Annotated in this window: 25 protein-coding genes; 11 read left to right on the forward strand and 14 right to left on the reverse strand. The window is 64.3% G+C overall.

The genetic code is table 11. From position 1 onward, the window contains the following. Positions 1–94 precede the first annotated feature (94 nt). The gene (gene glyA, locus LXM55_RS26900; protein WP_233323170.1) at positions 95–1,450 is read left to right on the forward strand and encodes a serine hydroxymethyltransferase; all 1,356 of its coding nucleotides are present in this window, start codon (positions 95–97) and stop codon (positions 1,448–1,450) included. A gap of 101 nt (positions 1,451–1,551) precedes the next feature. Here the strand turns inward: glyA and LXM55_RS26905 are convergent, their stop codons facing one another. The 9 genes from LXM55_RS26905 to LXM55_RS26945 all read right to left on the reverse strand — a co-directional run bounded on the left by LXM55_RS26905 (position 1,552) and on the right by LXM55_RS26945 (position 10,263). Further along, positions 1,552–2,253: a hypothetical protein gene (locus LXM55_RS26905; protein ID WP_233323171.1), complete on the reverse strand. Its 702-nt coding sequence runs from the start codon at positions 2,251–2,253 to the stop codon at positions 1,552–1,554. A 188-nt stretch (positions 2,254–2,441) separates the two neighbouring features. Next, entirely contained in the window at positions 2,442–2,939 is a 498-nt protein-coding gene (locus LXM55_RS26910) for a DUF6622 family protein (protein ID WP_233323172.1), read from the reverse strand. Positions 2,940–3,053: 114 nt separating this feature from the next. Beyond that, on the reverse strand, positions 3,054–3,980 hold the full coding sequence (locus tag LXM55_RS26915; RefSeq protein WP_233323173.1) for a CobW family GTP-binding protein: 927 nt from the start codon (positions 3,978–3,980) through the stop codon (positions 3,054–3,056). Next, on the reverse strand, positions 3,977–5,725 hold the full coding sequence (locus tag LXM55_RS26920; RefSeq protein ID WP_233323174.1) for an amidohydrolase: 1,749 nt from the start codon (positions 5,723–5,725) through the stop codon (positions 3,977–3,979). The genes LXM55_RS26915 and LXM55_RS26920 overlap by 4 nt, the downstream gene beginning before the upstream one ends. 216 nt (positions 5,726–5,941) lie before the next feature. Next, entirely contained in the window at positions 5,942–7,123 is a 1,182-nt protein-coding gene (locus tag LXM55_RS26925; RefSeq protein ID WP_233323175.1) for a pyridoxal phosphate-dependent aminotransferase, read from the reverse strand. A gap of 43 nt (positions 7,124–7,166) precedes the next feature. Continuing rightward, the gene (locus LXM55_RS26930) at positions 7,167–7,871 is read right to left on the reverse strand and encodes an ABC transporter permease (protein ID WP_233323176.1); all 705 of its coding nucleotides are present in this window, start codon (positions 7,869–7,871) and stop codon (positions 7,167–7,169) included. A 9-nt stretch (positions 7,872–7,880) separates the two neighbouring features. Continuing rightward, a complete protein-coding gene (locus LXM55_RS26935) occupies positions 7,881–8,594 on the reverse strand; it encodes an ABC transporter permease (RefSeq protein ID WP_047305985.1) in 714 nt (237 codons plus the stop codon). A gap of 51 nt (positions 8,595–8,645) precedes the next feature. Then, entirely contained in the window at positions 8,646–9,419 is a 774-nt protein-coding gene (locus LXM55_RS26940) for a transporter substrate-binding domain-containing protein (protein WP_233323177.1), read from the reverse strand. Positions 9,420–9,468: 49 nt separating this feature from the next. After that, positions 9,469–10,263, reverse strand: a complete 795-nt coding sequence (locus LXM55_RS26945; protein ID WP_267924590.1) for an ABC transporter ATP-binding protein — start codon at positions 10,261–10,263, stop codon at positions 9,469–9,471. A 225-nt stretch (positions 10,264–10,488) separates the two neighbouring features. Here LXM55_RS26945 and LXM55_RS26950 point away from each other — a divergent pair, with 225 nt between their 5' ends. The 4 genes from LXM55_RS26950 to LXM55_RS26965 all read left to right on the forward strand — a co-directional run bounded on the left by LXM55_RS26950 (position 10,489) and on the right by LXM55_RS26965 (position 14,510). Continuing rightward, on the forward strand, positions 10,489–11,409 hold the full coding sequence (locus tag LXM55_RS26950) for a LysR substrate-binding domain-containing protein (RefSeq protein WP_053159989.1): 921 nt from the start codon (positions 10,489–10,491) through the stop codon (positions 11,407–11,409). 123 nt (positions 11,410–11,532) lie between these two features. Then, positions 11,533–13,146, forward strand: a complete 1,614-nt coding sequence (locus LXM55_RS26955; protein ID WP_233323178.1) for a 5-guanidino-2-oxopentanoate decarboxylase — start codon at positions 11,533–11,535, stop codon at positions 13,144–13,146. 88 nt (positions 13,147–13,234) lie between these two features. Further along, the gene (locus tag LXM55_RS26960; protein ID WP_233323179.1) at positions 13,235–13,711 is read left to right on the forward strand and encodes an HIT family protein; all 477 of its coding nucleotides are present in this window, start codon (positions 13,235–13,237) and stop codon (positions 13,709–13,711) included. A gap of 1 nt (position 13,712) precedes the next feature. Further along, a complete protein-coding gene (locus LXM55_RS26965; protein WP_233323180.1) occupies positions 13,713–14,510 on the forward strand; it encodes a GNAT family N-acetyltransferase in 798 nt (265 codons plus the stop codon). Between the two features lie 8 nt (positions 14,511–14,518). Here the strand turns inward: LXM55_RS26965 and LXM55_RS26970 are convergent, their stop codons facing one another. Further along, positions 14,519–15,376 (reverse strand): DUF4087 domain-containing protein, encoded by an 858-nt coding sequence (locus LXM55_RS26970; protein WP_233323181.1) that lies wholly within the window; start codon positions 15,374–15,376, stop codon positions 14,519–14,521. A gap of 229 nt (positions 15,377–15,605) precedes the next feature. On the opposite strand from LXM55_RS26970, the gene LXM55_RS26975 reads away from it, so the two are divergent. After that, positions 15,606–16,310: a hypothetical protein gene (locus LXM55_RS26975; protein WP_233323182.1), complete on the forward strand. Its 705-nt coding sequence runs from the start codon at positions 15,606–15,608 to the stop codon at positions 16,308–16,310. Between the two features lie 10 nt (positions 16,311–16,320). Here LXM55_RS26975 and LXM55_RS26980 read toward each other — a convergent pair whose 3' ends face one another. Beyond that, positions 16,321–16,947 (reverse strand): SMI1/KNR4 family protein, encoded by a 627-nt coding sequence (locus LXM55_RS26980; protein ID WP_233323183.1) that lies wholly within the window; start codon positions 16,945–16,947, stop codon positions 16,321–16,323. Between the two features lie 152 nt (positions 16,948–17,099). Between LXM55_RS26980 and LXM55_RS26985 the strand changes: the two genes are divergently transcribed. The 3 genes from LXM55_RS26985 to LXM55_RS26995 all read left to right on the forward strand — a co-directional run bounded on the left by LXM55_RS26985 (position 17,100) and on the right by LXM55_RS26995 (position 19,106). Next, positions 17,100–17,930, forward strand: coding sequence for an amidohydrolase family protein (locus LXM55_RS26985; RefSeq protein WP_233323184.1), 831 nt, complete (start codon positions 17,100–17,102; stop codon positions 17,928–17,930). Between the two features lie 146 nt (positions 17,931–18,076). Further along, positions 18,077–18,517: a DUF3592 domain-containing protein gene (locus LXM55_RS26990; protein WP_233323185.1), complete on the forward strand. Its 441-nt coding sequence runs from the start codon at positions 18,077–18,079 to the stop codon at positions 18,515–18,517. A 4-nt stretch (positions 18,518–18,521) separates the two neighbouring features. Beyond that, a complete protein-coding gene (locus tag LXM55_RS26995) occupies positions 18,522–19,106 on the forward strand; it encodes a hypothetical protein (RefSeq protein WP_102860366.1) in 585 nt (194 codons plus the stop codon). A 24-nt stretch (positions 19,107–19,130) separates the two neighbouring features. Here the strand turns inward: LXM55_RS26995 and LXM55_RS27000 are convergent, their stop codons facing one another. After that, positions 19,131–20,378 carry a 2-aminoadipate transaminase gene (locus LXM55_RS27000; RefSeq protein ID WP_233323186.1) on the reverse strand — a complete coding sequence of 416 codons (1,248 nt, stop codon included), beginning with the start codon at positions 20,376–20,378 and terminating at the stop codon, positions 19,131–19,133. A 120-nt stretch (positions 20,379–20,498) separates the two neighbouring features. Continuing rightward, positions 20,499–21,080, reverse strand: coding sequence for a DedA family protein (locus LXM55_RS27005; protein ID WP_233323187.1), 582 nt, complete (start codon positions 21,078–21,080; stop codon positions 20,499–20,501). A gap of 173 nt (positions 21,081–21,253) precedes the next feature. Here LXM55_RS27005 and vapB point away from each other — a divergent pair, with 173 nt between their 5' ends. Then, positions 21,254–21,487: a type II toxin-antitoxin system VapB family antitoxin gene (gene vapB / locus LXM55_RS27010; protein ID WP_102860368.1), complete on the forward strand. Its 234-nt coding sequence runs from the start codon at positions 21,254–21,256 to the stop codon at positions 21,485–21,487. Next, positions 21,487–21,885 (forward strand): type II toxin-antitoxin system tRNA(fMet)-specific endonuclease VapC, encoded by a 399-nt coding sequence (gene vapC / locus LXM55_RS27015; RefSeq protein ID WP_233323188.1) that lies wholly within the window; start codon positions 21,487–21,489, stop codon positions 21,883–21,885. The genes vapB and vapC overlap by 1 nt, the downstream gene beginning before the upstream one ends. Positions 21,886–21,916: 31 nt before the next feature. Here the strand turns inward: vapC and LXM55_RS27020 are convergent, their stop codons facing one another. Beyond that, positions 21,917–22,417, reverse strand: a complete 501-nt coding sequence (locus tag LXM55_RS27020; RefSeq protein WP_233323189.1) for a DUF2938 domain-containing protein — start codon at positions 22,415–22,417, stop codon at positions 21,917–21,919. Between the last annotated feature and the right edge of the window lie 80 nt (positions 22,418–22,497).

The raw sequence follows: 22,497 nt of genomic DNA on the forward strand, positions 1-22,497 counted from the left end.
GGTTGGTTTGGCCCGATTTGCACAAGCGAACGTAAAAACCAGGAAGCGTGCTGTCGTTCGTGGCACGCAATACACAAGGAAGGGGCACGGAAGCATGGCAGCTGACACTGAACCACTCAGGACCCAGGCCGACCTGCTGCGGCGGGGGTTGGCCGATCTGCGAAGCGAAGACGCCGAGCTGGCAAGCATCCTGGACGCGGAAGTCACGCGTCAACACCGCACATTGTCCTTGGTGGCAGCGTCCTGCGCGGCTGGCCCGCGGAGTTTGGCGGCGTCGGCCTCGGCGCTGGTCAACGTCACGGTCGAGGGCATGCCTGGCCGGCGTCACTACAGCGGGTGCGAGAACGTCGATCGGGTCGAGTCGCTGGCCATCCGCCGGGCCCGGGAGCTGTTCGCTGCGCAATATGCCTGCGTGCAATCGCACTCGGCTTCGAACGCCAATTATCAGGTGCTGGCAGCCCTGGCCGAACCGGGGGATACGATCCTGGGCATGGCCCTTGATCATGGTGGGCAGCTTACTCACGGCGGCGCACTGGCCTTCACCGAGGCCAACTACAAGGCGGTTCGCTACGGCACCACCTCCCAGGGGGTTATCGATTACCAGGAAGTCCGCCAACTGGCGCTGGCTCACCGTCCGCGCATCATCATGTGTGGCGCTACGGCCTATTCGCGGGTCGTGGACTTCCAACGCTTTCGCGCCATAGCCGATGAAGCCGGGGCGATTCTCCTCGCCGATATTTCACATATCGCCGGGCTGGTGGCCACGGGGCGCCATCCGAGCCCGATCGATGTGGCGCATGTCACGACCACCTGCACCCACAAACAGCTCGCCGGGCCGCGTGGGGGCCTGATTCTTTCCGGGCGCGACGCCGATACCAAGGTGCCCGGTCTGAGGTCGAGCTTCCGTCGGGTTCTCGACCAAGCGGTATCCCCCGGGATGCAAGGCGCGCCTGCCGTCAACATGATTGCTGCGAAGGCGGCCGCGCTGGGCTATGCCATGTCCCCGCCGTTCGATGCCTACATGGGGAGGATTCGCGCCACGGCAGATGAACTGGCCGGCGCGTTCATGGAGCGCGACTACGAGGTTGTGGGGGGCGCAACGGAGAATCACACGATCCTGCTGCGTCTGCGTGGCGGCATCAGCGGCTCCATCGCCGAATCGGCGCTGGAGAAGTGTGGAATCATCGTCAGCAAAAAGCGCGGTCCGGGGGAAACGCGATCGTCATTTGCCGCCAATGGCTTGTGTATTGGCACAGGCTCCATCGCCCAGCGCCACGTGGACGCCCAAGGGTGTCGCCAGATTGTCGATCTGGTGTGCCGGATACTCGATCAGGTGCAGCCCCATGGCGAGCAGAAATACACCCTGGAGCCCGCATTGCAGGAGCAGTTCCGGCAACAGACCGAAGCGTTGTGCGCGATGTACCCGATCCGTGAGTATGGGGATCGCTAAAAAGAGAAAGCCCCGGCTTCACGCGCAAGTCCGGGGCTTTTTCTTTGGCGCTCAGGTTGGGCTGGTGCCTTCGCGAGCAAGCTCGCTCCTACAGGGCCGGGTTACAGCTGTTGTTGTGCGCTGTAGCCTTCGAATGCGGTCTGTTGCTGGATCGCGGTGACGATGTTCTTGCGGGTCGCTTGCTGCTCGTTGCCGTCCTTGTCGAGGAACATCTCGCTTTCCAGTTCGGCTTCATCGCCTTCGCCTATAAAGCTGAAGCCGAGGAACTCGAAGGCTTCGCGGTCGACGTTGGCCTTGGAGCGCGGGCGCATCGGCAGGGTGACGCTGATGCCGTCCTTGCTGATGGCGAACACTTCCATTTCCTTCTTCGGCCGCGCCTTGCTCTTGCCGCCGCTGGGATTGCTGATGGCCTGGTGCGTCTGGTTCAGCACTTTCAGGGCCAGGCCGTAGACCAGCTCCTGGAAGTCCGGGTCGTCCTTGTAGCTGGAGAGAATCCGGCTGATGGGGAATTTCTTGCTCAGGTCTTCCAGGGCAGCCAGGTCGGCGGCCTCGGCGTCTTTGAGTTGCTTGAGCTGGCCCATGAGTTCATAGGCGGTGTCGTCGTCAAAGCGGTCGTGGGCCTGGCGAATCGCAGCACGCAGTTCGCGAATCTGGTCACTTTCTTTCGAGGTGTGGAAGGCGTCGAGCACCATCTCGCTGATGGTCTTGGCCTGGGACACGTGTTGTGAAAGATGAATGGCGTTTTCGTACTCGGCCTTGTTGGACAGGGCGATTACGGATTCTTCGGTGTTGGAATCAGGCATTGAACATCCACTACTTGGTTTAACAGGTTTGAGGCGCGAAAGGCCCAGGGGGATTTTCGGGGGCGCCTAATCTATTGGACCCGGACGCTATTGTCACGGACCAAGCGACTGCACGGGAGGGCCGCCGCCGCCGAGCGGTATTCCCGAGGAAGATTCCCCGCTGCCCAAAGGGCGCGGCCATGGGGCTTTCAGGCGTTGAGCTGAAGGTGCAGCAAGTGGCGATACAGCTTGAGCGCCCGGCCGCAGAACAGACCAACGGTAAAGCCCGCAGCGGCGCCACTGATGCCCAGCATCTGCACGCTGGCGGCGTGCTCGGGATGCACGGCGCCTTGGTAGCCGATCCAGTATTTCACGGCGAAAAACAGCAGCGAGATGCCAAGGATCTTCAGGGTGCCGGGAATCAGCAGGGCCTCGCCGTCCGCCTCCAGCAAGACCCCGACGCTGGAAAATAGCAGCATGGCCAGCAGGCTGCCCAATGCGGCACCACCGGCCCAGGCGCCCAGCGCCAGCAACGGATGCTCGCCGAGATTCACCGACCACAGTGACCAGACCAGCAGGATCACTGGCGTCAGCAGCAGCGAGCGACGGCTTTCGCGAGTGGTGGCGAGGGCGCGCAGACCGTAGTAGCAGATCAGGGCGAAGACCGCGTACACCCACGGGGGCGTGCCTTGGAGGATATCGAGCATCGGTAGCATCCTTGCTGGTCAGAAAAAGCGCGTTTCATAGTGCGCTTTCTACCCGCCGACGTGAAGCCGCAGGCTCACCGCTACCGCGAGTGGCTGAAAACTTGCCGCGTGAAGCTAGAGCACTTGGGTATCGCTGACCCCTGCCTCCAGTTCCTGGCGCAGATCGCTGCCCCGGCGGGCGATGAACACCAGTTGCGCGGCATGCTCGGTGGGCTGGTCGGCGGCCAGGGTGAACTGGCTGCGGTTGCCCACATGCTGCAACCAATAGGGTTGTTCATTGCCTTCCAGGCGCACCAGGCCCTTGAGGCGTAGCAGATCGGCGGGCAATTGTGCCAGCCACTCACGCAGGGCCTTGGGTTGCAGCGGCCGCGAGCTTTTCCACACCCAGCTTTCGAACAGCTCGTCATGGCGCTGGGGCAGGGCCTTGAACAGCACCTCGGTGGAGCGCACCGGAGGCTCCAGCAGCAGTTCCGCCGGCAGTTCGGCTTGCACGGTTTCGAATACCGGGGCGCGGCCGCCGAGGCTGGCGCGGATGCTCTGCACCTGTTCGGGGCTCACCAGGTCGGCCTTGTTCAGCAGCACCCAGTCGGCGCAGGCCACCTGGGCCCGGGACAGCCGGGCCATTTCCCCTTTCAGGCTCTGGTAGCCGCTGGCGTCCACCAGGGTGATCACCGCGTCCAGGTGCAGGCGGTTGCGCAGTTGCGGGTAGCCGATGGTCTGCACGATGCGTTGCGGGTCGGAGACGCCGCTGCACTCGATGACGATCCGCTCCAGGGCCGGGCGCAGCTTGGACAGGCTCACCAGTTGCGCCAGCAGATCCTCCTGCACGGTGCAGCAGATGCAGCCGTTCTGCAGGCTGTACACCGCGTCGGTGACCTCGGCAATGATCGCCGCATCGATGTTCAGTTCACCGAAGTCGTTGACGATCACCGCCAATCGGCCGCTGTCGGCGCGCTGCACCATGCGGTTGAGCAGGGTGGTCTTGCCGGCGCCGAGAAAGCCTGCAACCACGGTCACCGGAATGCTCGGGGTGCTGTTCATTGTTCCTTGCCCTCGATCACCGGCGGCAGGCCTTCCCACACCGCCTGCAGTGGGGTATCGCTGAAGGTGCCCTGGCGGTCGTAGACCAGTTGCCCCTCGACGAAGGTCAGTTGCACCTGGGTGTGGTGGATGTAGTTGCGCGCGCCCTGGGCGAACAGGTTGCGGTCGAGGACGATCAGGTCCGCCGACTTGCCGGCCTCCAGGCTGCCGGTCAGGTGTTCCAGGCCCATGGCGTGGGCGCCGTTGAGGGTCGCTACTTGCAGCGCCTGTTCCAGGCTGATGGGGTCGCCGAAGGTGTCGGGTTCCTGGTTCCACGGGTTCTGCCGGGTGACCATGGTTTCCAGGGCCAGCCACGGGTCGATGGACGCCACCGGCCAGTCGGTGCCGAACACCGCGATGCCACCGGCCGCCAGCACGCCCTTGAAGTCATAGATGCGCTTCAGGCGCTCCTGGCCGTAACCGGAGCGGGCACCGCTGGCGAAGGGCGTCGGGTACCAGGCCGCCGGGGAGAACTCGGCAATCACGTCCAGGCTCTGGAAGCGCTTGAGGTTGCCCGGGTGCAGCAGGGTGCTGTGGGCGCATTGGTGGCGGATGCCGCTGTTGCCGTTGCGCCGGCGAGCTTCGGCCACGGCGTCGAGGAACACGTCGGAGGCGCCGTCGCCGGTGCAGTGGGCGATCACCCGCAGGCCGCGCTTGTCCATGTCCACCACCATGTCGGTGATGTGTTCCGGGGTCAGGTTGAGCTTGCCACGCCAGCTCGACTCTTCCGGCCAGGGGGTCAGCAGGTAGGACGACTTGGGCTCCACGGTGCCGTCGAAGTGGAACTTCACCGCGTTGGCGCTCAGGCGCGCGCTGCGATAGAAATGCCGCTCGCCGCTGAGCAGCTCCCAGCGCCGGCGCACCGGGAAGATATCGTCCTGCCAACTGATGGCGGCTTCCACCCGCAGGGTCAGTTCGCCGGCGTCGTCCAGTTCCTTGAGGGCTTGCAGGCGGTTTTCGCAGACGTGCACGTACTTGGTGGCAGTGACCCCGCGAGAGGTCTGGAAGTGCACGCCATCGCGGTAGGCGCGGCGCAGTACCGAGACAGGAGTCGGCGGCATGGCCGCATGGATCAGGGCGTAGGCGCCGTCGATCAGCAGGCCGTTGGGTTCGCCGGTCAGCTCGTCACGCTCCAGGTAGCCGTTGCGCGGGTCGCTGGTGTGGCGGTCGATGCCGGCCAGTTCCAGGGCCTTGGAGTTGACCATCATGGTGCCCCACATGCGGTCCAGCAAGGCCACCGGGCGGTCCGGCATGACGCTGTCGAGCCATTCGCGGCCCGGGGTCAGACCGGCTTCGCGGAAGGTGTAGCGCACCCAGTATTGGCCGTAGATCCAGCCGTCGCCGGGGTGGCTGTCGGCGTAGGCGTGGATCGCCGCCGCCAGTTGCTCCGGGGTCGGATCTTCGATGCCCACGTCCAGGTCGTCGGCGTAGCGCGGTGCCAGGGCCAGGTCTGGGTGGGTGTGCATGTCGTGCAGGCCGGGCATGCAGAAGGCCCCGTCCAGGTCGTGTTGACGGGTGTTGGGCCCGATCAGCGAAGCCAGGGAGGCGAGGCAGCCCACCGCGATCAGCTTGCCCTGGCGGATGGCCACGGCATCGGCCCAGGGCTGGGCCGGGTCGAGGGTGTACATCCGGCCGTTGTGCAGCACCAGTTCGGCGTATTGATCGATGGCGCTATGGGTGGAGTTGAATTGGTCGGAAGCGGTCACGGGGTCAACCTCTCAAGCAGGGGGCCCTTCAAAGGTGGGCGGAAAAATGGGCGACAAGCTCAAATGCATTCTTGTTGTGCGGGCTACTGTGGCGAGGAAGCTTGCTCCCGCTGGGTGGCGTAGCCACCCCAATGGCCGCGACCGCGATGGCCAGGCCTTTACGACTGCTTCGCAGCCGAACGGGAGCCAGCTCCCTCACCACTATCGGACTGTTGTTCAGCGGTGTGCGCCCAGGGTTTCGACAAAGCCGGCGATGCGCTGGCAGGCGTCCTTGAGCACCTCGTCGGCGACGGTGAAGGAGATCCGCACGAACCCCTCGGCGCTGGCCCCGAAGGCCTGGGCGTCGAGCACCGAAACCCCGGTGGCGCGGAACAGCTGCCAGGCGAAATCCATGCTCGACAAGCAGGTGCGGCGCACATCCACCAGCATGAACATGCCGGCCTCGGGCTCGCGGCAATCGAGCAGGTGCACCGGCTTGAGGCCGGCCACCACCAGGTCGCGGCGCCGGCGATAGACCTCGCGGGCACTGCCGATCACTTCTTCATCCAGCTCCAGGGCCTTGAGCGCCGCTTCCTGGATAAACCCGGGCAGGCCGTAGAGCATGCACAGCAGCAGGTTGTCCAGGTGCCCGACCAGGGCGGGCGGGGCGATCACCCAGCCCACGCGCCAGCCGGTCATGGCGTGGGTTTTCGACAGGCTGTTGAGGATCACCGTGCGCTCGGCCATGCCCGGCATCGAGGCGATGCTCAGGTGGTCGCGGTCGTAGGTCAGTTGCCCGTAGACCTCGTCGGAGATCACCCACAGGTCGTGCTTGCGCGCCACTTCGGCCACGGCTTCCAGTTCTTCGCGGCTGTAGACGTTGCCGGTGGGGTTGCACGGGGTGGCCAGGGCGATGCCCCGGGTCTTGTCGGTCAGCGCCGCTTCCAGGGCCGCGGCGGTCAGGCGGAAACCGTTGGCCGCCGGCTGCTGGACACAGGCGATCTTGGCCCCCGAGGCGTGGATGCAGGCCTCGTAGGTCAGGTACATGGGTTCCGGCACCAGCACTTCGTCGCCACTGCTGAACAGGCACAGCGAGGTGGCAAACAGGCCGTTCTGCGCCCCGGCCACCAGGGCCACGTTGTCGGCGCTGACCTCGATCCCCAGCAGGCGCCGCTGCTTGGCGGCGATTGCCTCGCGCAGGGCCGGGCGACCCAGGACGTGGGTGTAATGGGTGTCGCCTTGTTCCAGGGCGGCGCTGGCGGCGGCGCTGATACGTGCATCGGTGGCGAAGTCCGGATCACCGACGCTGAGGACGATGACATCCTCGCCGCGCCCGCGGGCCTCGATGGCCGCGTAGTGGATGTCCCAGGCGCTGACGGATTCGCCGCTGATGCGCTGAACGAAAGGTGAATAACGCATGTTGTGCTCCTCGCGGGCCTCGCTGCCCGCGCAATGAATGGGTTCAGGCCTGACGCTGTGGCCGCTGACTGTAAGAGGCGGTGCCCAGGCGTGCGCACAGGTGTTCGATGACAAAGGCCAGGACGATGTAGATCAGCGCCACCGCCAGCAGCGGTTCGTAGACCTTCAGGGTCTGGGCGCGTACCAGGTTGGCCGCGCCGAGCAGATCAGTGACCGCCACGGTGGAGGCCAATGCGGTGGCCTTGAGCAGCAGCACGCATTCCCCCACCAGGGTCGGGCGCACCAGTTCCAGGGCCCGGGGCAGCCAGACCCGGCGCAGGGTCAGCCAGTAGCCCATGCCATAGGCGCGGGCGGCTTCCAGTTCGCCCCGGGGCACGGCCCGCAGGCCACCGCGCAGCACTTCGCCGACATAGGCGCCGACACTCAGGGTCAGGGCCAGGGCCACGTACCAGAAGCCTTCGCGCAGGTAGGGCCAGAGAAAGCTGCCGCGGATCGGCGGGTAGGCGGCGAACAGGCTGCCGACCCCGTAATAGAGGATGTAGATCTGCACCAGCAGCGGCGTACCGCGGAACACGCTGATGTAGAACTGCATGGGCGCACGCAGCAACGGATTGCGCGACACCCGGCCCAGGCCCACCACCACTGCCAGGGCAAAGCCGCAGACCCCGCTCAGCAGCAGGAGCTTGAGGGTAATGCCCAGGCCGCGCAGCAGTTCGGCGGAAAAACTGTTGATCCAGGAAAAGTCCATGCAAGCCTCCTAGTGCTGGGGCAGCCAGCGGTTGGTGCGACGTTCGAGCACGCGGAACAGGCTGCCGGACACCAGGGTGATGACGAAGTAGAAGGCCGCGACCGCGAGGTAGAACACCAGGTAATGCTTGGTGGAACCGGCCGCCTGCTTGCCGACTGAAAGCAGTTCGCTGTAGCCGACGATGCTGATCAGCGCGCTGTCCTTGACCAGCACCAGCCACAGGTTCGACAGCCCGGCCATGGCGTAGGGCAGCATGCTCGGCAGCAGGATGCGCCGCACCAGCAGCCAGCGCTCGATGCCGTAGGCCCGCGCCGCTTCGATCTGGCCGTGGGGAATGGCCTGGATCGCGCCGCGGATGATCTCCGCCGAATAGGCGCCCTGGACAATCCCCAGCACCAGTACCGCGGCGATGAAGCCGTTGACCGTGACACTCGGCCGGTCCATGGCGGCCATGGCCATGTTCAACAGGTCGGTGCCGGCGTAGTACAGCAGCAGGATCAGCAGCAGCTCGGGCATGGCCCGGTACAGGGTGGTGTAGACGTTGGCCAGCTTTACCAGCCAGCGCGGGCCCTTGAGCTTGATCATCGCCACCAGCAGGCCGATGCCCAGGCCGAGGACGAAGGCCCCGGCGGAAATCTGCAGGGACACCAGCGCGCCCTGGGCCAGGGCACCGAGCCAGCCGTCGGCGACGAACAGTTGGGAAAGGTCGGACAGAGAAATCATGACGTATCCAGTCAACGCCGGCGGCCCGCGCGAACGGGCGCGCCGGACGGCTTAGTTGGCAGAGATGTCGACGCTGAAGTAGCGGCTGCGGATCTTGTCGTAGGTGCCGTCGGCCTTGAGCGAGGCCAGGGCGACGTTGATCCGCTGTTGCAGGGCGCTGTCACCCTTGCGCAGGCCGACGCCGATGCCGGAACCGAACAGCGGGTCTTTCGGCGCCAGGCCCTTGTCCGCCAGGCCGGCCCCGGCGGCGGTCTTGAGGATCGGCTCGATGGTCAGCGCGTCGGCCAGCATCACGTCGATCCGCCCGCTCTGCAGGTCGGCGATCATGTCGTCCTGGGTGGTGTAGTAGCGCAGGGTCGAGGTCTTGCCGTAGTAGGTCTTGGCGAAGGTGGCGTTGGAGGTCGACCCCTGCACACCGATCAGCTTGCCCTTGAGGCCCTCGGGCGTGGTGACCAGCTCCAGGCTCTGGTCGGCGACCCACATGGCCGGGGTCTGGTAGTAGGGCGCGGAGAAGTCGATGACCTTCTCGCGTTCATCGGTGATGCTCAGGGAGTTGAGGATGGCGTCGATCTGGCTCGATTGCAGGGCCGGAATCAAGCCGTCCCAGGCCACTTCCTTGAGCGGGCACTGGGCCTGCATGCGTTCGCACAGGGCCTTGATCAGCTCCGGTTCGAAGCCGCTCCAGTCGCCGTTGCCGCTTTTCATCGAGAACGGCGGGTAAGGTTCCAGGGCGATGCCGAAGACGATCTTGTCGGCGGCCACGGCGTGGCTGGCCATTGCGCTGAACAGGCAACCGGTGGCGAGCACCTTGAGCAGGTTTTTCATGGCTTTACCCTTTATCGAAGTTGTTGTTTTCAAGGATTGAAGCGGGACGTCAGACGCGGTTTTCCTGAGCCATGACGAATTGCCGGCAGCGTTCGCTGACCGGGTTGAGGAACACTTGCTGCGGCGGGCCTTCCTCTTCCACCAGCCCCTGGTGAAGGAACATCACCTTGCTCGACACATCCCGGGCGAAGGCCATTTCATGGGTCACCAGGATCATGGTGCGGCCTTCCTCGGCGATGCCCTGGATGACCTTGAGCACTTCGCCCACCAGTTCCGGGTCCAGGGCCGAGGTCGGTTCGTCCATCAGCAGTACCTGGGGGCGCATGGCCAGGGCCCGGGCGATGGCCACGCGTTGTTGCTGGCCGCCGGAGAGAAAGGACGGGAAGGCGTCGCGCTTGTTGGCCAGGCCGACCTTTTCCAGCAGGTGTTCGGCGTGGGCGATGGCGTCCTTGCGGTCTTCACCGAGGACATACACCGGTGCCTCGATGACGTTTTCCAGCACGCTGCGATGGGGCCACAGGTTGAAGCTCTGGAACACCATGCTCAATTGCGTGCGCAAGCGTGCCACCTGAGCCGGGTCGGCGACCTGCGGGTTGCCGGCGCGGTCGGTCCTGATACGCACTTCTTCGCCGTTGATGCGCAGGCTGCCGCTGCAGGGAATCTCCAGCAGGTTGATGCAGCGCAGCAGGGTGCTTTTGCCCGAGCCGCTGGAGCCGATCAGCGACACCACTTCACCTTCATTGGCGCGCAGGGCAATGCCCTTGAGCACGTGGTGATCGGCGTAGCTCTTGTGCAGGTCATCGATCGCCACCACGGGATTGACGGAGTTGGGCTGCGATTGCAAGGGTCGACCCTCTTGTTATTGTGCGATGGCCGGGCAGTGCCCGGCACAGGGTAGGGCTGGAGAATTAGCCATCGATGGCCTGGGGTCAATCGAGCATTTTTAGCCGGATGCGGTAATTTTTTTCAGCAGTCGGGGATTTTTTCAGCGACGAACAAGGCTATTGCCGGACCGCGATTGCAGCTATGGTGCTGGCACTCGTTTTCTTGCAGTCGAGGCCTGATCGGTATGCGTTATCCCTCCATGACCGCCCTGCGCGCGCTGGACGCGGTGGCCCGCCTGGGCAGCGTCGCCGAAGCCGCCAATGAGCTGAACCTGACCCCCAGCGCCATCAGTCACCAGATCAAGAGCCTGGAACAGACCCTGGGTTTTGCCCTGACCGAACGCCAGGGGCGCAGCATCCGCATCACCTACCAGGGCGAGCGTTATGCCCGTGACATCCACCTGCTGCTGGCCAATATCCTCGAGGCCGGCCAGCGCTCAGACGGCCAGCAGGTCAGCGGACGGCTGTGCATCAGCAGCCCGCCGGGGTTCGCCACCTATTGGCTGTGCACCCATATCGCCGAGTTCCAGGCGCTGTATCCCCAGGTCGAATTGCAGCTGGTATCACCGCGTACCCCGGGCGATACCAGCGACAGCAGCGTTGACCTGTTCGTCGCCTACGGCATGGGCGACTGGCCCAACCAGCATGTGCAGAAGATCGTCTCCCTGCGCTATTTCCCGGTGTGCAGCCCGAGCCTGGTGAATGCCATGGGGGGCCTGAAGACCCTGGATGGCCTGGACCACGCCCTGCTGCTGCACATGATCGACTACTCCGACTGGCGGGTCTGGTTGGCGGCGGCCGGCGCGCCGAATGTCGATGTGCGCCGGGGCATCGTGTTCGCCGACGCGCACTTCGTGCAGTCGGCCTGCATCGCCGGCCAGGGTATTGCCATGGGCGACAACCTGATCAGCGGCGAGGCGCTGGCCAGGGGGCAACTGGTGCAGCCCTTCGGCACCGAGATCGAGTCCAACCGCGGCTACTACCTGGTGGCCGATCTGCTCAAGGCCGAGCGCCCGGTGGTGCTGGCCTTCAGTGAGTGGGTCAAGTCGCAGTTGCAGGGCATCACCCGCTTGCATCCGGAGCCCCGGCGCAATGGCAAAGCGTGAATTTTATTGAGCAATCGCGGCGATTTTTTTCGATTGTTGGCCCTTGGGTACAGCGACTAATGTCCCTCGACATCAGCCGGGCGCAGGGTGTCGCCCGCACATAAGAACAAGAGGAAGTAGTCGATGACCACCTGTGCGCAGTCCCTGGTTCGTTTGCTGGAAGGTTATGGCGTGGACACGGTGTTCGGGATTCCCGGCGTGCACACCGTCGAGCTCTATCGCGGCCTGCACGGCAGCCGCTTGCGCCACGTCAGCCCGCGGCACGAACAGGGCGCCGGGTTCATGGCCGACGGTTATGCCCGGGCCAGCGGCAAGCCCGGGGTGTGCTTCATCATCACCGGCCCGGGGATGACCAACATCCTCACTGCCATGGGCCAGGCCTACGCCGATTCGGTGCCGATGCTGGTGATTTCCACGGTCAACCGTCGCGAGCACCTGCGCCTGGGTCATGGCCACCTGCATGAGTTGCCGGATCAGCGCGCGATGGTCGCCGGAGTCTGTGCCTTCAGCCACACCCTGCAATCGCCAGCGGAACTGCCGGAGCTGCTGGCCCGGGCCTTTGCCGTGTTCAAGTGCGCGCGGCCGCGACCGGTGCATATCGAGATTCCCCTGGATGTGCTGGACATGCCCGCCACCGATCTCAACCTCATGCCTCGCAGCCTGCCCGGTGCGCCGGCGCCTGCCGGGGCTTCGATCGAAGCGGCGGTGGCCTTGCTCAATAGCGCTCACCGCCCGCTGATTCTTGCCGGCGGTGGAGCCCGGGGGTGCGCCGAGGTGCTGCGTCAACTGGCCGAGCGTCTGCAAGCGCCGGTGGCCCTGACCACCAATGCCCGTGGCTTGCTGCCTTGTGGTCACCCGTTGCTGCTCGACGGCGTGCAATCGTCGACCCATGGCCGGGCCCTGATCGACGAGGCGGATGTGGTGCTCGCCGTGGGCACCGAGCTGGGGGAAACCGACTACGACTTCTTTGGCCTCGGGCCCCTGCGTTTCAAGGGTTCGCTGATTCGCCTGGACATCGACCCGATGCAGGTCATGGGCGTGCAACGGGCCCATGTCGGTCTGGTTGGCGATGCTTTGGAAGGTTTGCAGGCCTTGCTGGGCAAGGTCACCCCAGGCAACTCCCGCGGGCGCTGGGCACTGGACAGCGTGCAACGGGTGAACCAGGCCGAACGCGCCGGCTGGTCGCCCAAGCAACAAGGCCTGCAAGGCTTGCTCGACTTGCTGCGGGACAACCTTGATGCGCCGATTCTGGTGGGCGACTCGACCCAGCCGGTGTATCAGGGCGCCAGTGGCTATCAGGCCCCGGCGCCGGCCAGCTGGTTCAACGCCGGCAGTGGCTACGGCACCCTGGGTTACGGTTTGCCGGCGGCCATGGGCGCCAAGCTGGCGCGGCCGGAGCGTCCGGTGGTGGCGCTGGTGGGCGACGGTGGCTTGCAGTTCACCAGCGGCGAGTTGATCGCGGCCAAGGAAGCGCAGATCGGCGTGATCCTGCTGGTGTGGAACAACCAGTGCTATGGCGAGATCCGCGACTACATGCAGGCCCGGGACATTGAGCCGCTGGGAGTGGACATCCTCACCCCGGACTTCCAGGCCATGGCCCAGAGCTTCCATGTGCCGCACTACCGCGCCGACTCCCCGGCGCAGTTGCAAGACCTGTTGCAGACCCTGAAGGACACCCGCCAGCCACTGATGATCGAGGTCGATGCCGGCGCCTATCTGGCGCTGGACCGAGCCTGAGCCTGCGCCAGGACGCGCTTTTGAGGATCCAGGTGGGTTACATTGGCGGCGCCCGCAAGGGCGCACCTTGCCACTTGAGGATTCAGGGATGAATTGCATTTTCTGCCAGATTGCCGCGGGCACCTTGCCCGCCGCCTTGGTGTACCGCGATGAACACTGCATGGCCTTCATGGACGTGCACCCGCTGGGTGAAGGCCATGTGCTGCTGATTCCGCAGCAGCACGTAGAGAAGCTCGAACAATTGCCCGGGTTTGTCCGCCATCACTTGTATCTGGTCTTCGATGGCCTGCTGGCCGCGCAACGGCGTGCCGGCTACGGCGTTGAAGGCAGCCACCTGTTGGTCAACGACGGCCGCGCCAGCAACCAGCACATTCCCCATGCCCACCTGCACCTGATCCCGCGCAAGCGTGGCGATACCCTTGGGTTTGCCGGGCGCCTGCTGCTGCATTTCACCGGGGTGTTCGGACGGCGGACGAAACTGCCGGTATTGCAGCAGCAGGCGGCGAGCATCGCCGAGCAGGTGCGGGTGCCCTGGGTCAGTGAAACCCCGGTGGGGGGCCGCTGACATGGATCGCAGCCGTGCGCTGGCGCTTGAATATGCGGAAACCCAATACCTGCGTGCCCGGGTTCAGGGCCTGGCGAGCTTGCCGGGCAATCCCTATCGGGCCAGCCTGCAGGGCGAGCCGGGGTGTGGCGCCTTCGTCGTCGGTGGCAATCCCAGCCCGATGATGAACCGGGTACATGGTGACTGGGCGCAGCAGGCCCGCTGCCTTGTCGAGCTGCTGCAGACCTGCGCGACCTACGCCCCGGCGATCGCCTTGATCGCTGAATCGGCCAAGGTGGCGAGCACCCTGGAACTTGAGGGGCAGCCGTTGCAGCGCCTCAAGGGCTGGACCCACGGGCAGCTGTTCGCTGCGGTGGGCGAGTTGGCGCCGCCGCCTTCGACGCTGGACATCGAGCCGGTGACGGCCTCGACCCTGGAAGGGTTCTGCGCGCTGCACGGTGAAAGTTTCAAAACACCTGCGGCGGCCCGACCGGTCAATCAGGCGGCCTTCGGCGGCCTGCTCAATGAGGGGCGTGGGCATTTGTACCTGTTGCGCGAGCAGGGCGTTGCAGTGGCCGGGGCGGCACTGTTCATCGCCGACAACGGCGTGGCCTACCTGGGCACCGCCTTTACCACCCGGGCCGCCCGGGGCCAGGGCTATCACCGGGCCCTGATTGCCCATCGCTTACAGCAGGCCGCCGCCCTCGGCGCCCGGAGCGTGGCGGCCACCGCCCTGGTGAACTCGCAAAGCCGGCGCAACCTGGAGCATTGCGGCTTGCGCCTGTCCCACCTGCAAACCCTGTATCGGGCGGTGCCTTAGCGCGGGTTCTATTGCGCTGTTGGCACCGGGTCGAAGCGGACCGAGTGCAGGATCGCGTCCAGGGTCGCGAAGTCCTGGAAGAACCCCACGCTGTCAGCCACCACCTGACGCCGACCACTGTCGAGCAACGCCATCAGGCAGGTGCCACCATAGGCGTGAAAGCCGGTTTCCTCATCGCTGATGCCGCAGGTCTGATAGGCCCGTAATCCTTTCCAGCCGGGGCCTGAAATGTCCTGCACCGGGCTGGGTGCATCCCTTCCGGCACTGCGCATCCAGGCACCCTTTTCCTGATAGAAAAACAGCTCTTCGGCGGCCTGTTCCAGGCTGCCCTGCCGCAGGCACAGGTGCAGGGTGTATTCCTCCTGGGGGCGTTTTTTCGGGTGGTCCAGGGTGAGGCAGTTCTGCGCCTGGCTGAGCTTCCAGCCTTTGGGGTACTGCAGGCTGAATCCCTGGCCCTTGAAGCGTGGCGAATCCTTGGGCAATACCGGAATCTCGCCTTCCTCCCGCAAGGGTTCATACAGGCTGGGATCGCTGCGACAGGCGGACAGCGGGCGGGCCTTGGCCTTGTGCAACTGGTCGAGGCGATGGGTCTGTGGATCAGCACTGGCGCTGACGCAGGCACAGCCGTAGCCGTAGTGGTTGTTGGTGCGCACCCATTGCTGGTCGTTGAAGGTGGGCCAGTCGCCTTCGGCCTGATAACCGCCCTGGCTGGCAATTACCCAGACGCCGTCGCGGTCGGTCAGGGTGGCGTTGGCCGGTGTCGGGTTCTCGAACCAGCCGCAACGGCGTTCGACCTTGGCCGGCGCCGCGAACGCGGGCAGGGCGAAAACGCTCAGAAGGGTGCAGAGCATGGCGCGCTGAAGCATGGAGCATCCTTGTTCGAGGGGCAGGGCCGGGGACAATGGAGCGCTGCTTCGGGCGCGTCAAGTCGGGCAGAGGGGCCGTCGAGACTGCACCAGGCACTCGTCAGCGTCGCGGCAGCATGCCTGTTGCTGATTGGGTTAAGGCTTCGGCAAGCCAGGCCGAAACAGCGGCTGGGAAATGGCGTAATCTCGCGCCTGGCCAACGAGCCGTCCACCTGCCCTGGGGCCTGTCATGCAACGGATGCTGTGCAGTGTTTTAAGCCTGACGATCATCCTCTCATCGTTGGGAGCTTGTACTACGGCGCCGGTCAGGCCGGCGGTCGAGGGCCCGCAGGTGTATGGCTACACCCTCAATCAGCCCTTGAGCCGCGAACAGGTGCAGCGGCTGACCGACACCGGCAAGCACTTTGTCGGGGCCATCAAGCTGTATCAGCAGGAATTGCCGGACGGCAGCCAGTTCGGTTTCTACACCGACTACCGGAACTGGCTGGATACGCTGGCCCGCACCAGCCGAGAGTTCCCTGCCGAGGGCGATTGCCAGGCGGCCCAGCAGGCGGACCAGATGCAGCTCACCACTCTGATCGATGACTTCAATGCCCGTCAGGCCCGCCCGGCGGGAGCGTTGCGTCAGGTGGGGGAGGTCTATGCCATCCAGGCGCTGGACGCCTGTCGGCGTGTCGGTGGCCAGGGGCCTGGAGCACAAGCCTTTCGCTACACCCTCTGGGCCACCCTGCAAACCGAAACGGCGGCCCATGAGCACGACTTTCTGCGCAAGGTCGAGGACCCGCATGCCCAGGCCCGGGGCATCGCGCAGGTGATGCTCCTGCTGCCCTTTGCCGCGCTGGCGGCGTTCATGGGGGGCGGCTGCACCGATTTTCAGTCGCAACCGGATGGCGACGGCTACTGCGCGCGCCAACGCGCCGGGGCAGGCAAATGAAGCACCGGGGTCAATAGCGCCACTTGCGCACCAGGTCCTCGCCGTAGCGCTGGCTGATCAGTGCTTCGGCGCCGTCATCGTCGTCATGCACTTCCGCCAGGCACAGCAGCATCAGCGCATCCAGGTACTCCTCGGGCGAGTCGAAGAAGCGCGTCAGCGCTGTGCCTGTGTCGTGGTCGAAGTAGTAGACCGCGCCGCTTTCCCGGTGGAAGCAGAACAGGTTGCCGTTGCCCAGGTAGTCGCCGAAAGCGATCAACTGGTGTGCCAGCGCCAGGTCCAGATCGCTCTCGGGGATATCGATGATGCCGGGGTAGGCCTCCAGCAGTGGCTGAATGCAGATGTTTCCGGGCTCTACGCTGCAGAGGATTTCCGCCAGGGACAGCACCCCCAGTTGCTGGTGATAGTCACGCAGTGAAGGGGGCAGGCGGCAGCCCAGGCGCTGTTCCAGGGCCAGCAAGGTGTCCTCGCCAACCGGCGTCAGTTGCGGCTCGTTGACGTGGCCTTCCCAGAGCGCGCCGTAGGCGCCGATGACCACCAGGTACCAGCTCAGCCGCGCGGCCTGATCGGGCAGCTCCGGCCAGGCCAGGGGCGGGCAGCCGACGGGGGGCCATTGTTCGGGGATGGTTTGATCGGTCATGGAGCGTCCTTGCGAGGGGGCGGGAAGGGGAAAGCTTTATCCATGGCTTGAACACATGGGTCAAGCCTGATGAGCGCTGCGGACATTGTTGGCGGCAAGGTCCGGATCTAGCCTGTGCTTTCGATCTTGAAGACATAAGGGAGGACCACCCAATGACCTTGAAATCGGGAGCCATCGATGCCTGGGCACAACCGGCCAACGGCCGTGCCCGGGCGCTGTTACCGGAAGTCGCGCGGTTGTTCGAGAAGTCCGGGTCCGCGCATTGGCTGGACCAGGCCCTGAGCATTGAACACACCGTGGAACTGATGGACCAGGCAGGTGTGGAGAAACTCATGCTGTCGGCCTGGTGCCGGCCCGAGGGCTGGGTGTTCAGCAACGATGAGATTGCGGCTTATACCCGGGCCTTTCCCGAACGTTTCGTCGGCGTGGCCACGGTGGACCTGAGCCGGCCCATGGCGGCGGTGGCCGAGTTGGAGCGGGCCGTCAAGGAACTGGGCTGCAAGGCTCTGCGCATCGTGCCCTGGTTGTGGAAGCTGCCACCCAATCACCGCCTTTATTACCCGCTGTATGTGAAGTGCATCGAGTTGGGTATTCCCTTTTGTACCCAGGTTGGTCATACCGGGCCGCTGATGCCGTCGGAAACCGGGCGGCCCGTGCCTTACCTGGACGAGGTGGCCCTGGATTTTCCCGAACTGGTGATCGTTGGCGGGCACATCGGGCATCCCTGGACCGACGAGATGATTGGCCTGGCCTGGAAGCACGACAACATCCACATCGATACCTCCGCCTACCTGCCGGCCTATTACCCCCCGCAGTTGCTGCATTTCATGCGCACTTACGGCCAGGACAAGGTGCTGTTCGGCAGCAACTTCCCCCAGCTATCACTGAAAAAATGCCTGGAACAGGTACATGCCCTGGAACTTCCGTCAGCCATTGCGGACAAATTCCTCCAGGGCAATGCCCGTCGGGTATTCGGTTTGTAAGCGTCGGCAATAGGCGCTCACCCGCCTGGCCCGGGCGCCTGAACGCCGCTGCCAGATTGCGCTTGCCGCGCGGTAGCGGTTTTTTTGGTCGGAGGTTTCTTGCTATCGTGGCCTCCCTCTTTCACGGACGAATATCGAGACAGCCCATGGCTAACTCCACCCCGTCACGCCTCGGCAAGATCCTGCAGGGGCTGCTGTTTGTTCTGATCGGCATCGGCCTGTTGGTCATCGCCGGTAACCTCACCCTTGAACGTCGCGAATTCATCGCCAGTGCCCAGACCGCCGACGGTGTCGTCAGCGATTTGAATGCCGGTGGTTCGCACCCCGAGATTGCTTTTACCACCGGCAGCGGTGAGAAAATTTCCTACCCCCAAGGCGGCTTTATCTTCGGTTACCAGAAGGATCAGCCGGTGCGGGTGTACTACCAACCCGAGCGGCCGGCCAATAGCGCGGTCATCGATGACCCCGCGGCACTCTGGGGCACTCCCGGTGTGCTGGGCCTGATCGGTTTGGTATTTACCCTGGCCGGCCTGGTGGGTGTCATCAGCCAGCGCGGACGAGCCACACAAAGAGCAAAAGGACTTTGACCCCATGAACCTCAGCATTCCGATTCCGGTCAACGAAAGTAAATGGCTGTACCAGACCGCCAGCGGCGGCGGCCTGACCATCGCCCTCGTGGCCGGTGGTGGTGGATCGATCACCCTGCGTTCGCCCCAGGGCAAGGACGTCAGCTATCGCTACGGCGGTCTGGGGGTGGGCGCCGGCTTTGGTGGGCGCCTGCCGCGTTTTGGCAAGGTCAATATCCAGGTCAAGGGCAAGAGCGTCAGTGGTGCCGGTGCGGCGGAGGCTTTTCCCAGCACCGGCAAGGTCTTTGTCAGCGATGCCCTTCGCAGCCGGGACTTGACCGAGGACGACATCACCGGGCCTTGCTTCTATACCGAAGTCGGTGGCGGACTGGTGGTGGGCGGTTCGGCCACGGCCCTGCTGTTCGGCCTGGACCCCAAGCTACTGGCCCTGGCCGTCGTTTTGGGAAGCAACCCGGCGACCATGATGGCTTCGATCAAGGTCAACGAGCAGCTGCTGCGTTCGGCCAAGGGCGCCGTGGTCATGGCGGGCATGAACGTCGGACCACAGGCCGGTGGCGGCATTGCCACCTACATGGGCTACCTGTTCTAGCCTCGCCCTGAGGCGCGCCGGGAGTCACAGGCGCGCCAGGCACTCCTGGAGAATATCCAGGCCCTCCTCGAAGATTTCAGGCTCGGTGGTCAAGGGCGCCAGCAGGCGAATGATGTGCCGCGATTTGCCGCTGGGCATCAGCAGCAAGCCGGCCTCCCGGGCGCTGCCGAGCAGGGTGCTCAGGTGCTCCGGCGCCGGTTCGCCATGGGTGTTGACCAGCTCGATACCACGCATCGCGCCGACACCGGTCAAGCGTCCCAGATACGGGCTCAAGCCTTGGGCTCGCCAGTCTGCATAACGTTGCACAATCGCCTGCTCCTGGCGCTCGCCCCAGGTTTGCAGATGTTCGTCGGTCATTTCCTCCAGGGTCGCGAGCGCCGCCGCACAGGCAATCGGGTTGCCCGAATAGGTGCCGCCCAGGCCGCCCTTGGGCAATACGTCGAGCAACTCCTTGCGCCCCACCACGGCCCCCAGCGGAACCCCGCCGCCAATGCTCTTGCCCAGCAGAATCAGGTCCGGCTCGATGCCCAGGGCAGAGAAGGCAAAGCGCTGCCCGGTGCGGCCGAAGCCGGACTGGATTTCATCGGCGATCAGCAAAATGCCATGTTCGTCACAGAAGCTGCGCAACGCCCGGGCGAAGCTGGCGTCCAGGGCCAGGAAGCCGCCTTCGCCCTGCACCGGTTCAAGGATGAAGCAGGCCACTTCGCTGACATCGATTTCCACACTGAACAGACGCTGCATGGCCTTCAGGGCTTCGTCGCCGGTGACACCGTTGTCGGCGCTGGGGTAGGGCAGGTGATACACAGGCCCCGGCAGCACCCCGACTTTCTGCTTGTAGGGCGCCACCTTGCCATTGAGGTTGAGAGTGGCCAGGGTGCGCCCGTGAAAGCCGCCGTCGAAGGCGATGACCGCGCTGCGTCCAGTGGCCCCGCGCACGATCTTCAGGGCATTTTCCGCAGCCTCGGCGCCGCTGTTGGTGAGCATGCCGCTGACCGGGTAACGCACCGGGATAAAGTCCGCCAGGCGCTGCATGAACTCGATGTAGGGTTCGTGCTGCGCGGCGTTGAAGGCGTAGTGGGTGAGTTGGGTGGCCTGCTGTTGGATGGCCGCGACGATACGGGGATGGCAGTGCCCAAGGTTGAGCACGCCGATACCGCCGACGAAGTCGATGTAGCGTTTGCCCTCGGTGTCCCAGACTTCGGCGTTGCGCCCGTGGCTGAGGCAGATCGGGTGGACGGTGGAAATCGAACGGCTGATGTTCTCGTGGCTCATGGATGCGGGCTCTGGATGCCGGAAACGAGCCGTTATCTAAGCCGGGGCCGGGGGCTTGGGACAAACGAAATAAAGTCGCCGGGTCAGTATGAAAATTCCCGATGTGTTGCGGCCTTTAGCTCATTTCTGCTGCGCCTTGCGGCGGTTGCGCAGGTGCCGCACCAGCGCCGCCAAGGCCATCAGCGCCAGGACCCCGAGGAGGATCGGCAGGCGATAGGGCTTCAGGTCACCGAGGAAGTGCTCCAGGGCTTCGCCGGCCCAGTAGCCGGCGCTGACGAACAAGATGGCCCAGACCGCCGCGCCCAGCACGTTGAGCAGGGCGAAGCGCCAGGGTGCCAGGCCGCTGGCACCGATCACCATCGGGCCGACCAGGCGCATGCCATAGAGAAAGCGCACGGCGAACACCGCAGTCGAGGGGTAGCGCTGGATCAGCCCCTGGACCCGTTCGATGGCCGCCTGATGATGCCTGAGCCTGGGCAGCAGGCGCGCCCCGGAGTAACGGCCGGTCCAGAACAGCAACTGATCGCCGAGGATTCCGCCGAGGGTGGCCCAGCCGATCACTTGCGGCCATTGCAGGCTGCCCTGGTGCGCGGCCATGCCGCCGAGGATCAACACGGTTTCGCCTTCCAGCAGGCAACCGATGAAGATCACCCAGTAGCCGTAGGCGGCGATCAGGGCGTTGAGGTCGAGGTGTTCGAGCATGGTGATCCCTGTTCTGTCGATGAAGTCCGCCATGACTTCGAGTGGTCATCTTGGCTTGAGTGCCATTTTTCTTGCATGGCTGAGCGCGCCAGCCCTGAAGGGGATATACCTTTGACATATCCCTTGCTCTCGCTAGACTGGTTGCACCTTTGGCCTATTCAAGAGGTGACTCCATGGAAACCGGTTCTGTGTTCAAAAGTAATCGCAGCCAGGCCATTCGCATGCCTAAGGCTGTGGCGCTGCCGGATGATGTCACACGGGTAGACATCGTCGCGATTGGCCGCACCCGAATCATTACCCCGGCAGGGGAGTCCTGGGACAGTTGGTTCGATGAGGACGACCGTGTAAGCGCTGACTTCATGAATGAGCGGGACCAGCCCGCCGAGCAGGTACGTGAGGAGTTCTGATGCTCAAGTACATGTTGGATACCAATATCTGCATCTTCACCATAAAGAACAAACCTGAGCAGGTTCGTGAGGCATTCAGTCGTCATCAGGGGCGTTTGTGCATCAGCTCCATCACCTTGATGGAGCTGATTTATGGTGCGGAAAAATCTGCCATTCCGGAGAAGAACCTCAACCGCGTCGAGAGTTTTGTGGCGCGGTTGCAGGTGCTTGATTATGACGATGCCGCCGCCGTCCATAGCGGTCAATTGCATGCCGAGCTGGCGCGAAAGGGCCAGCAGATAGGCCCATACGATCAACTGATAGCGGGGCATGCTCGCGCTCTGGGGCTGACATTGATCACCAACAATTTGCGGGAGTTTGAACGGGTTCCCGGCTTGCGAGTTGAGGATTGGGTCTAGCGGGCCCAGGTCGAATTGCCGATCACACCGTCTACCCTAGCAGCCACGCCCAGAACATCCCCGCCCCATACAAGCCCAGCCCGAACACCGAATGCGTGATCAGGCTACGTAGCCGGGCCACATTCGGCTTTGGCATCCTGCTCGCCGCGAACCCGGCGCCCATGCCCGGTTGCATCAGCAAGAACGGCGCAGCCACCGTCAGTACACCGATGATTAAGGCCGGTGCCAGGGTTGGCTGGCGTGCCCATTCGGGGCCGCAGATCAGCAACAGCAAGGCGGCAAAGACTACGCCGATCAGGTAATGGGCCAGCCAGCCCAGTGCCCGCTCCCCAGGCACTGCATCGGCCTGGGCAATGCTCTGGTGCACAAACTTCCCATGAGGGAAATGCCCGATCCAGCGTCCGACCATGGCCCAGTTGGCGCCGGAAATGTTCAATGCCCGCGCTAGAAACAGTGCCCACAGATCGAGGATCAAGGTCGCGCCGACACCGATCAACAGCGCCTGTAAGATCAACGCCATGAATTCATGCATAGAGACTCCTTGAGAGGGTGGGCAGTGCTTCAGCCTGTCCCATGGGTGTGATAATATTTCATTCAATTAAGTGATTGAAT

Source organism: Pseudomonas sp. Au-Pse12 (assembly GCF_021341665.1).
In the GTDB taxonomy this organism is placed as follows: Bacteria; Pseudomonadota; Gammaproteobacteria; order Pseudomonadales; family Pseudomonadaceae; genus Aquipseudomonas.

What these genes read in the sequence shown, in the direction of transcription:
- LXM55_RS26965 (WP_233323180.1), top strand. Translation starts at nt 13,713, where the DNA reads ATGGATCGCAGCCGTGCGCTGGCGCTTGAATATGCGGAAACCCAATAC.
- LXM55_RS26915 (WP_233323173.1), bottom strand. Translation starts at nt 3,980, where the DNA reads ATGAACAGCACCCCGAGCATTCCGGTGACCGTGGTTGCAGGCTTTCTC.
- LXM55_RS26910 (WP_233323172.1), bottom strand. Translation starts at nt 2,939, where the DNA reads ATGCTCGATATCCTCCAAGGCACGCCCCCGTGGGTGTACGCGGTCTTC.
- LXM55_RS27005 (WP_233323187.1), bottom strand. Translation starts at nt 21,080, where the DNA reads ATGCTCGAACACCTCGACCTCAACGCCCTGATCGCCGCCTACGGCTAC.
- LXM55_RS26960 (WP_233323179.1), top strand. Translation starts at nt 13,235, where the DNA reads ATGAATTGCATTTTCTGCCAGATTGCCGCGGGCACCTTGCCCGCCGCC.
- LXM55_RS26970 (WP_233323181.1), bottom strand. Translation starts at nt 15,376, where the DNA reads ATGCTTCAGCGCGCCATGCTCTGCACCCTTCTGAGCGTTTTCGCCCTG.
- LXM55_RS26930 (WP_233323176.1), bottom strand. Translation starts at nt 7,871, where the DNA reads ATGGACTTTTCCTGGATCAACAGTTTTTCCGCCGAACTGCTGCGCGGC.
- vapB (WP_102860368.1), top strand. Translation starts at nt 21,254, where the DNA reads ATGGAAACCGGTTCTGTGTTCAAAAGTAATCGCAGCCAGGCCATTCGC.
- LXM55_RS27000 (WP_233323186.1), bottom strand. Translation starts at nt 20,378, where the DNA reads ATGAGCCACGAGAACATCAGCCGTTCGATTTCCACCGTCCACCCGATC.
- LXM55_RS26985 (WP_233323184.1), top strand. Translation starts at nt 17,100, where the DNA reads ATGACCTTGAAATCGGGAGCCATCGATGCCTGGGCACAACCGGCCAAC.
- LXM55_RS26925 (WP_233323175.1), bottom strand. Translation starts at nt 7,123, where the DNA reads ATGCGTTATTCACCTTTCGTTCAGCGCATCAGCGGCGAATCCGTCAGC.
- LXM55_RS26995 (WP_102860366.1), top strand. Translation starts at nt 18,522, where the DNA reads ATGAACCTCAGCATTCCGATTCCGGTCAACGAAAGTAAATGGCTGTAC.
- LXM55_RS26940 (WP_233323177.1), bottom strand. Translation starts at nt 9,419, where the DNA reads ATGAAAAACCTGCTCAAGGTGCTCGCCACCGGTTGCCTGTTCAGCGCA.
- LXM55_RS26955 (WP_233323178.1), top strand. Translation starts at nt 11,533, where the DNA reads ATGACCACCTGTGCGCAGTCCCTGGTTCGTTTGCTGGAAGGTTATGGC.
- LXM55_RS27020 (WP_233323189.1), bottom strand. Translation starts at nt 22,417, where the DNA reads ATGCATGAATTCATGGCGTTGATCTTACAGGCGCTGTTGATCGGTGTC.
- LXM55_RS26975 (WP_233323182.1), top strand. Translation starts at nt 15,606, where the DNA reads ATGCAACGGATGCTGTGCAGTGTTTTAAGCCTGACGATCATCCTCTCA.
- vapC (WP_233323188.1), top strand. Translation starts at nt 21,487, where the DNA reads ATGCTCAAGTACATGTTGGATACCAATATCTGCATCTTCACCATAAAG.
- LXM55_RS26905 (WP_233323171.1), bottom strand. Translation starts at nt 2,253, where the DNA reads ATGCCTGATTCCAACACCGAAGAATCCGTAATCGCCCTGTCCAACAAG.
- LXM55_RS26980 (WP_233323183.1), bottom strand. Translation starts at nt 16,947, where the DNA reads ATGACCGATCAAACCATCCCCGAACAATGGCCCCCCGTCGGCTGCCCG.
- LXM55_RS26990 (WP_233323185.1), top strand. Translation starts at nt 18,077, where the DNA reads ATGGCTAACTCCACCCCGTCACGCCTCGGCAAGATCCTGCAGGGGCTG.
- LXM55_RS26935 (WP_047305985.1), bottom strand. Translation starts at nt 8,594, where the DNA reads ATGATTTCTCTGTCCGACCTTTCCCAACTGTTCGTCGCCGACGGCTGG.
- LXM55_RS26950 (WP_053159989.1), top strand. Translation starts at nt 10,489, where the DNA reads ATGCGTTATCCCTCCATGACCGCCCTGCGCGCGCTGGACGCGGTGGCC.
- glyA (WP_233323170.1), top strand. Translation starts at nt 95, where the DNA reads ATGGCAGCTGACACTGAACCACTCAGGACCCAGGCCGACCTGCTGCGG.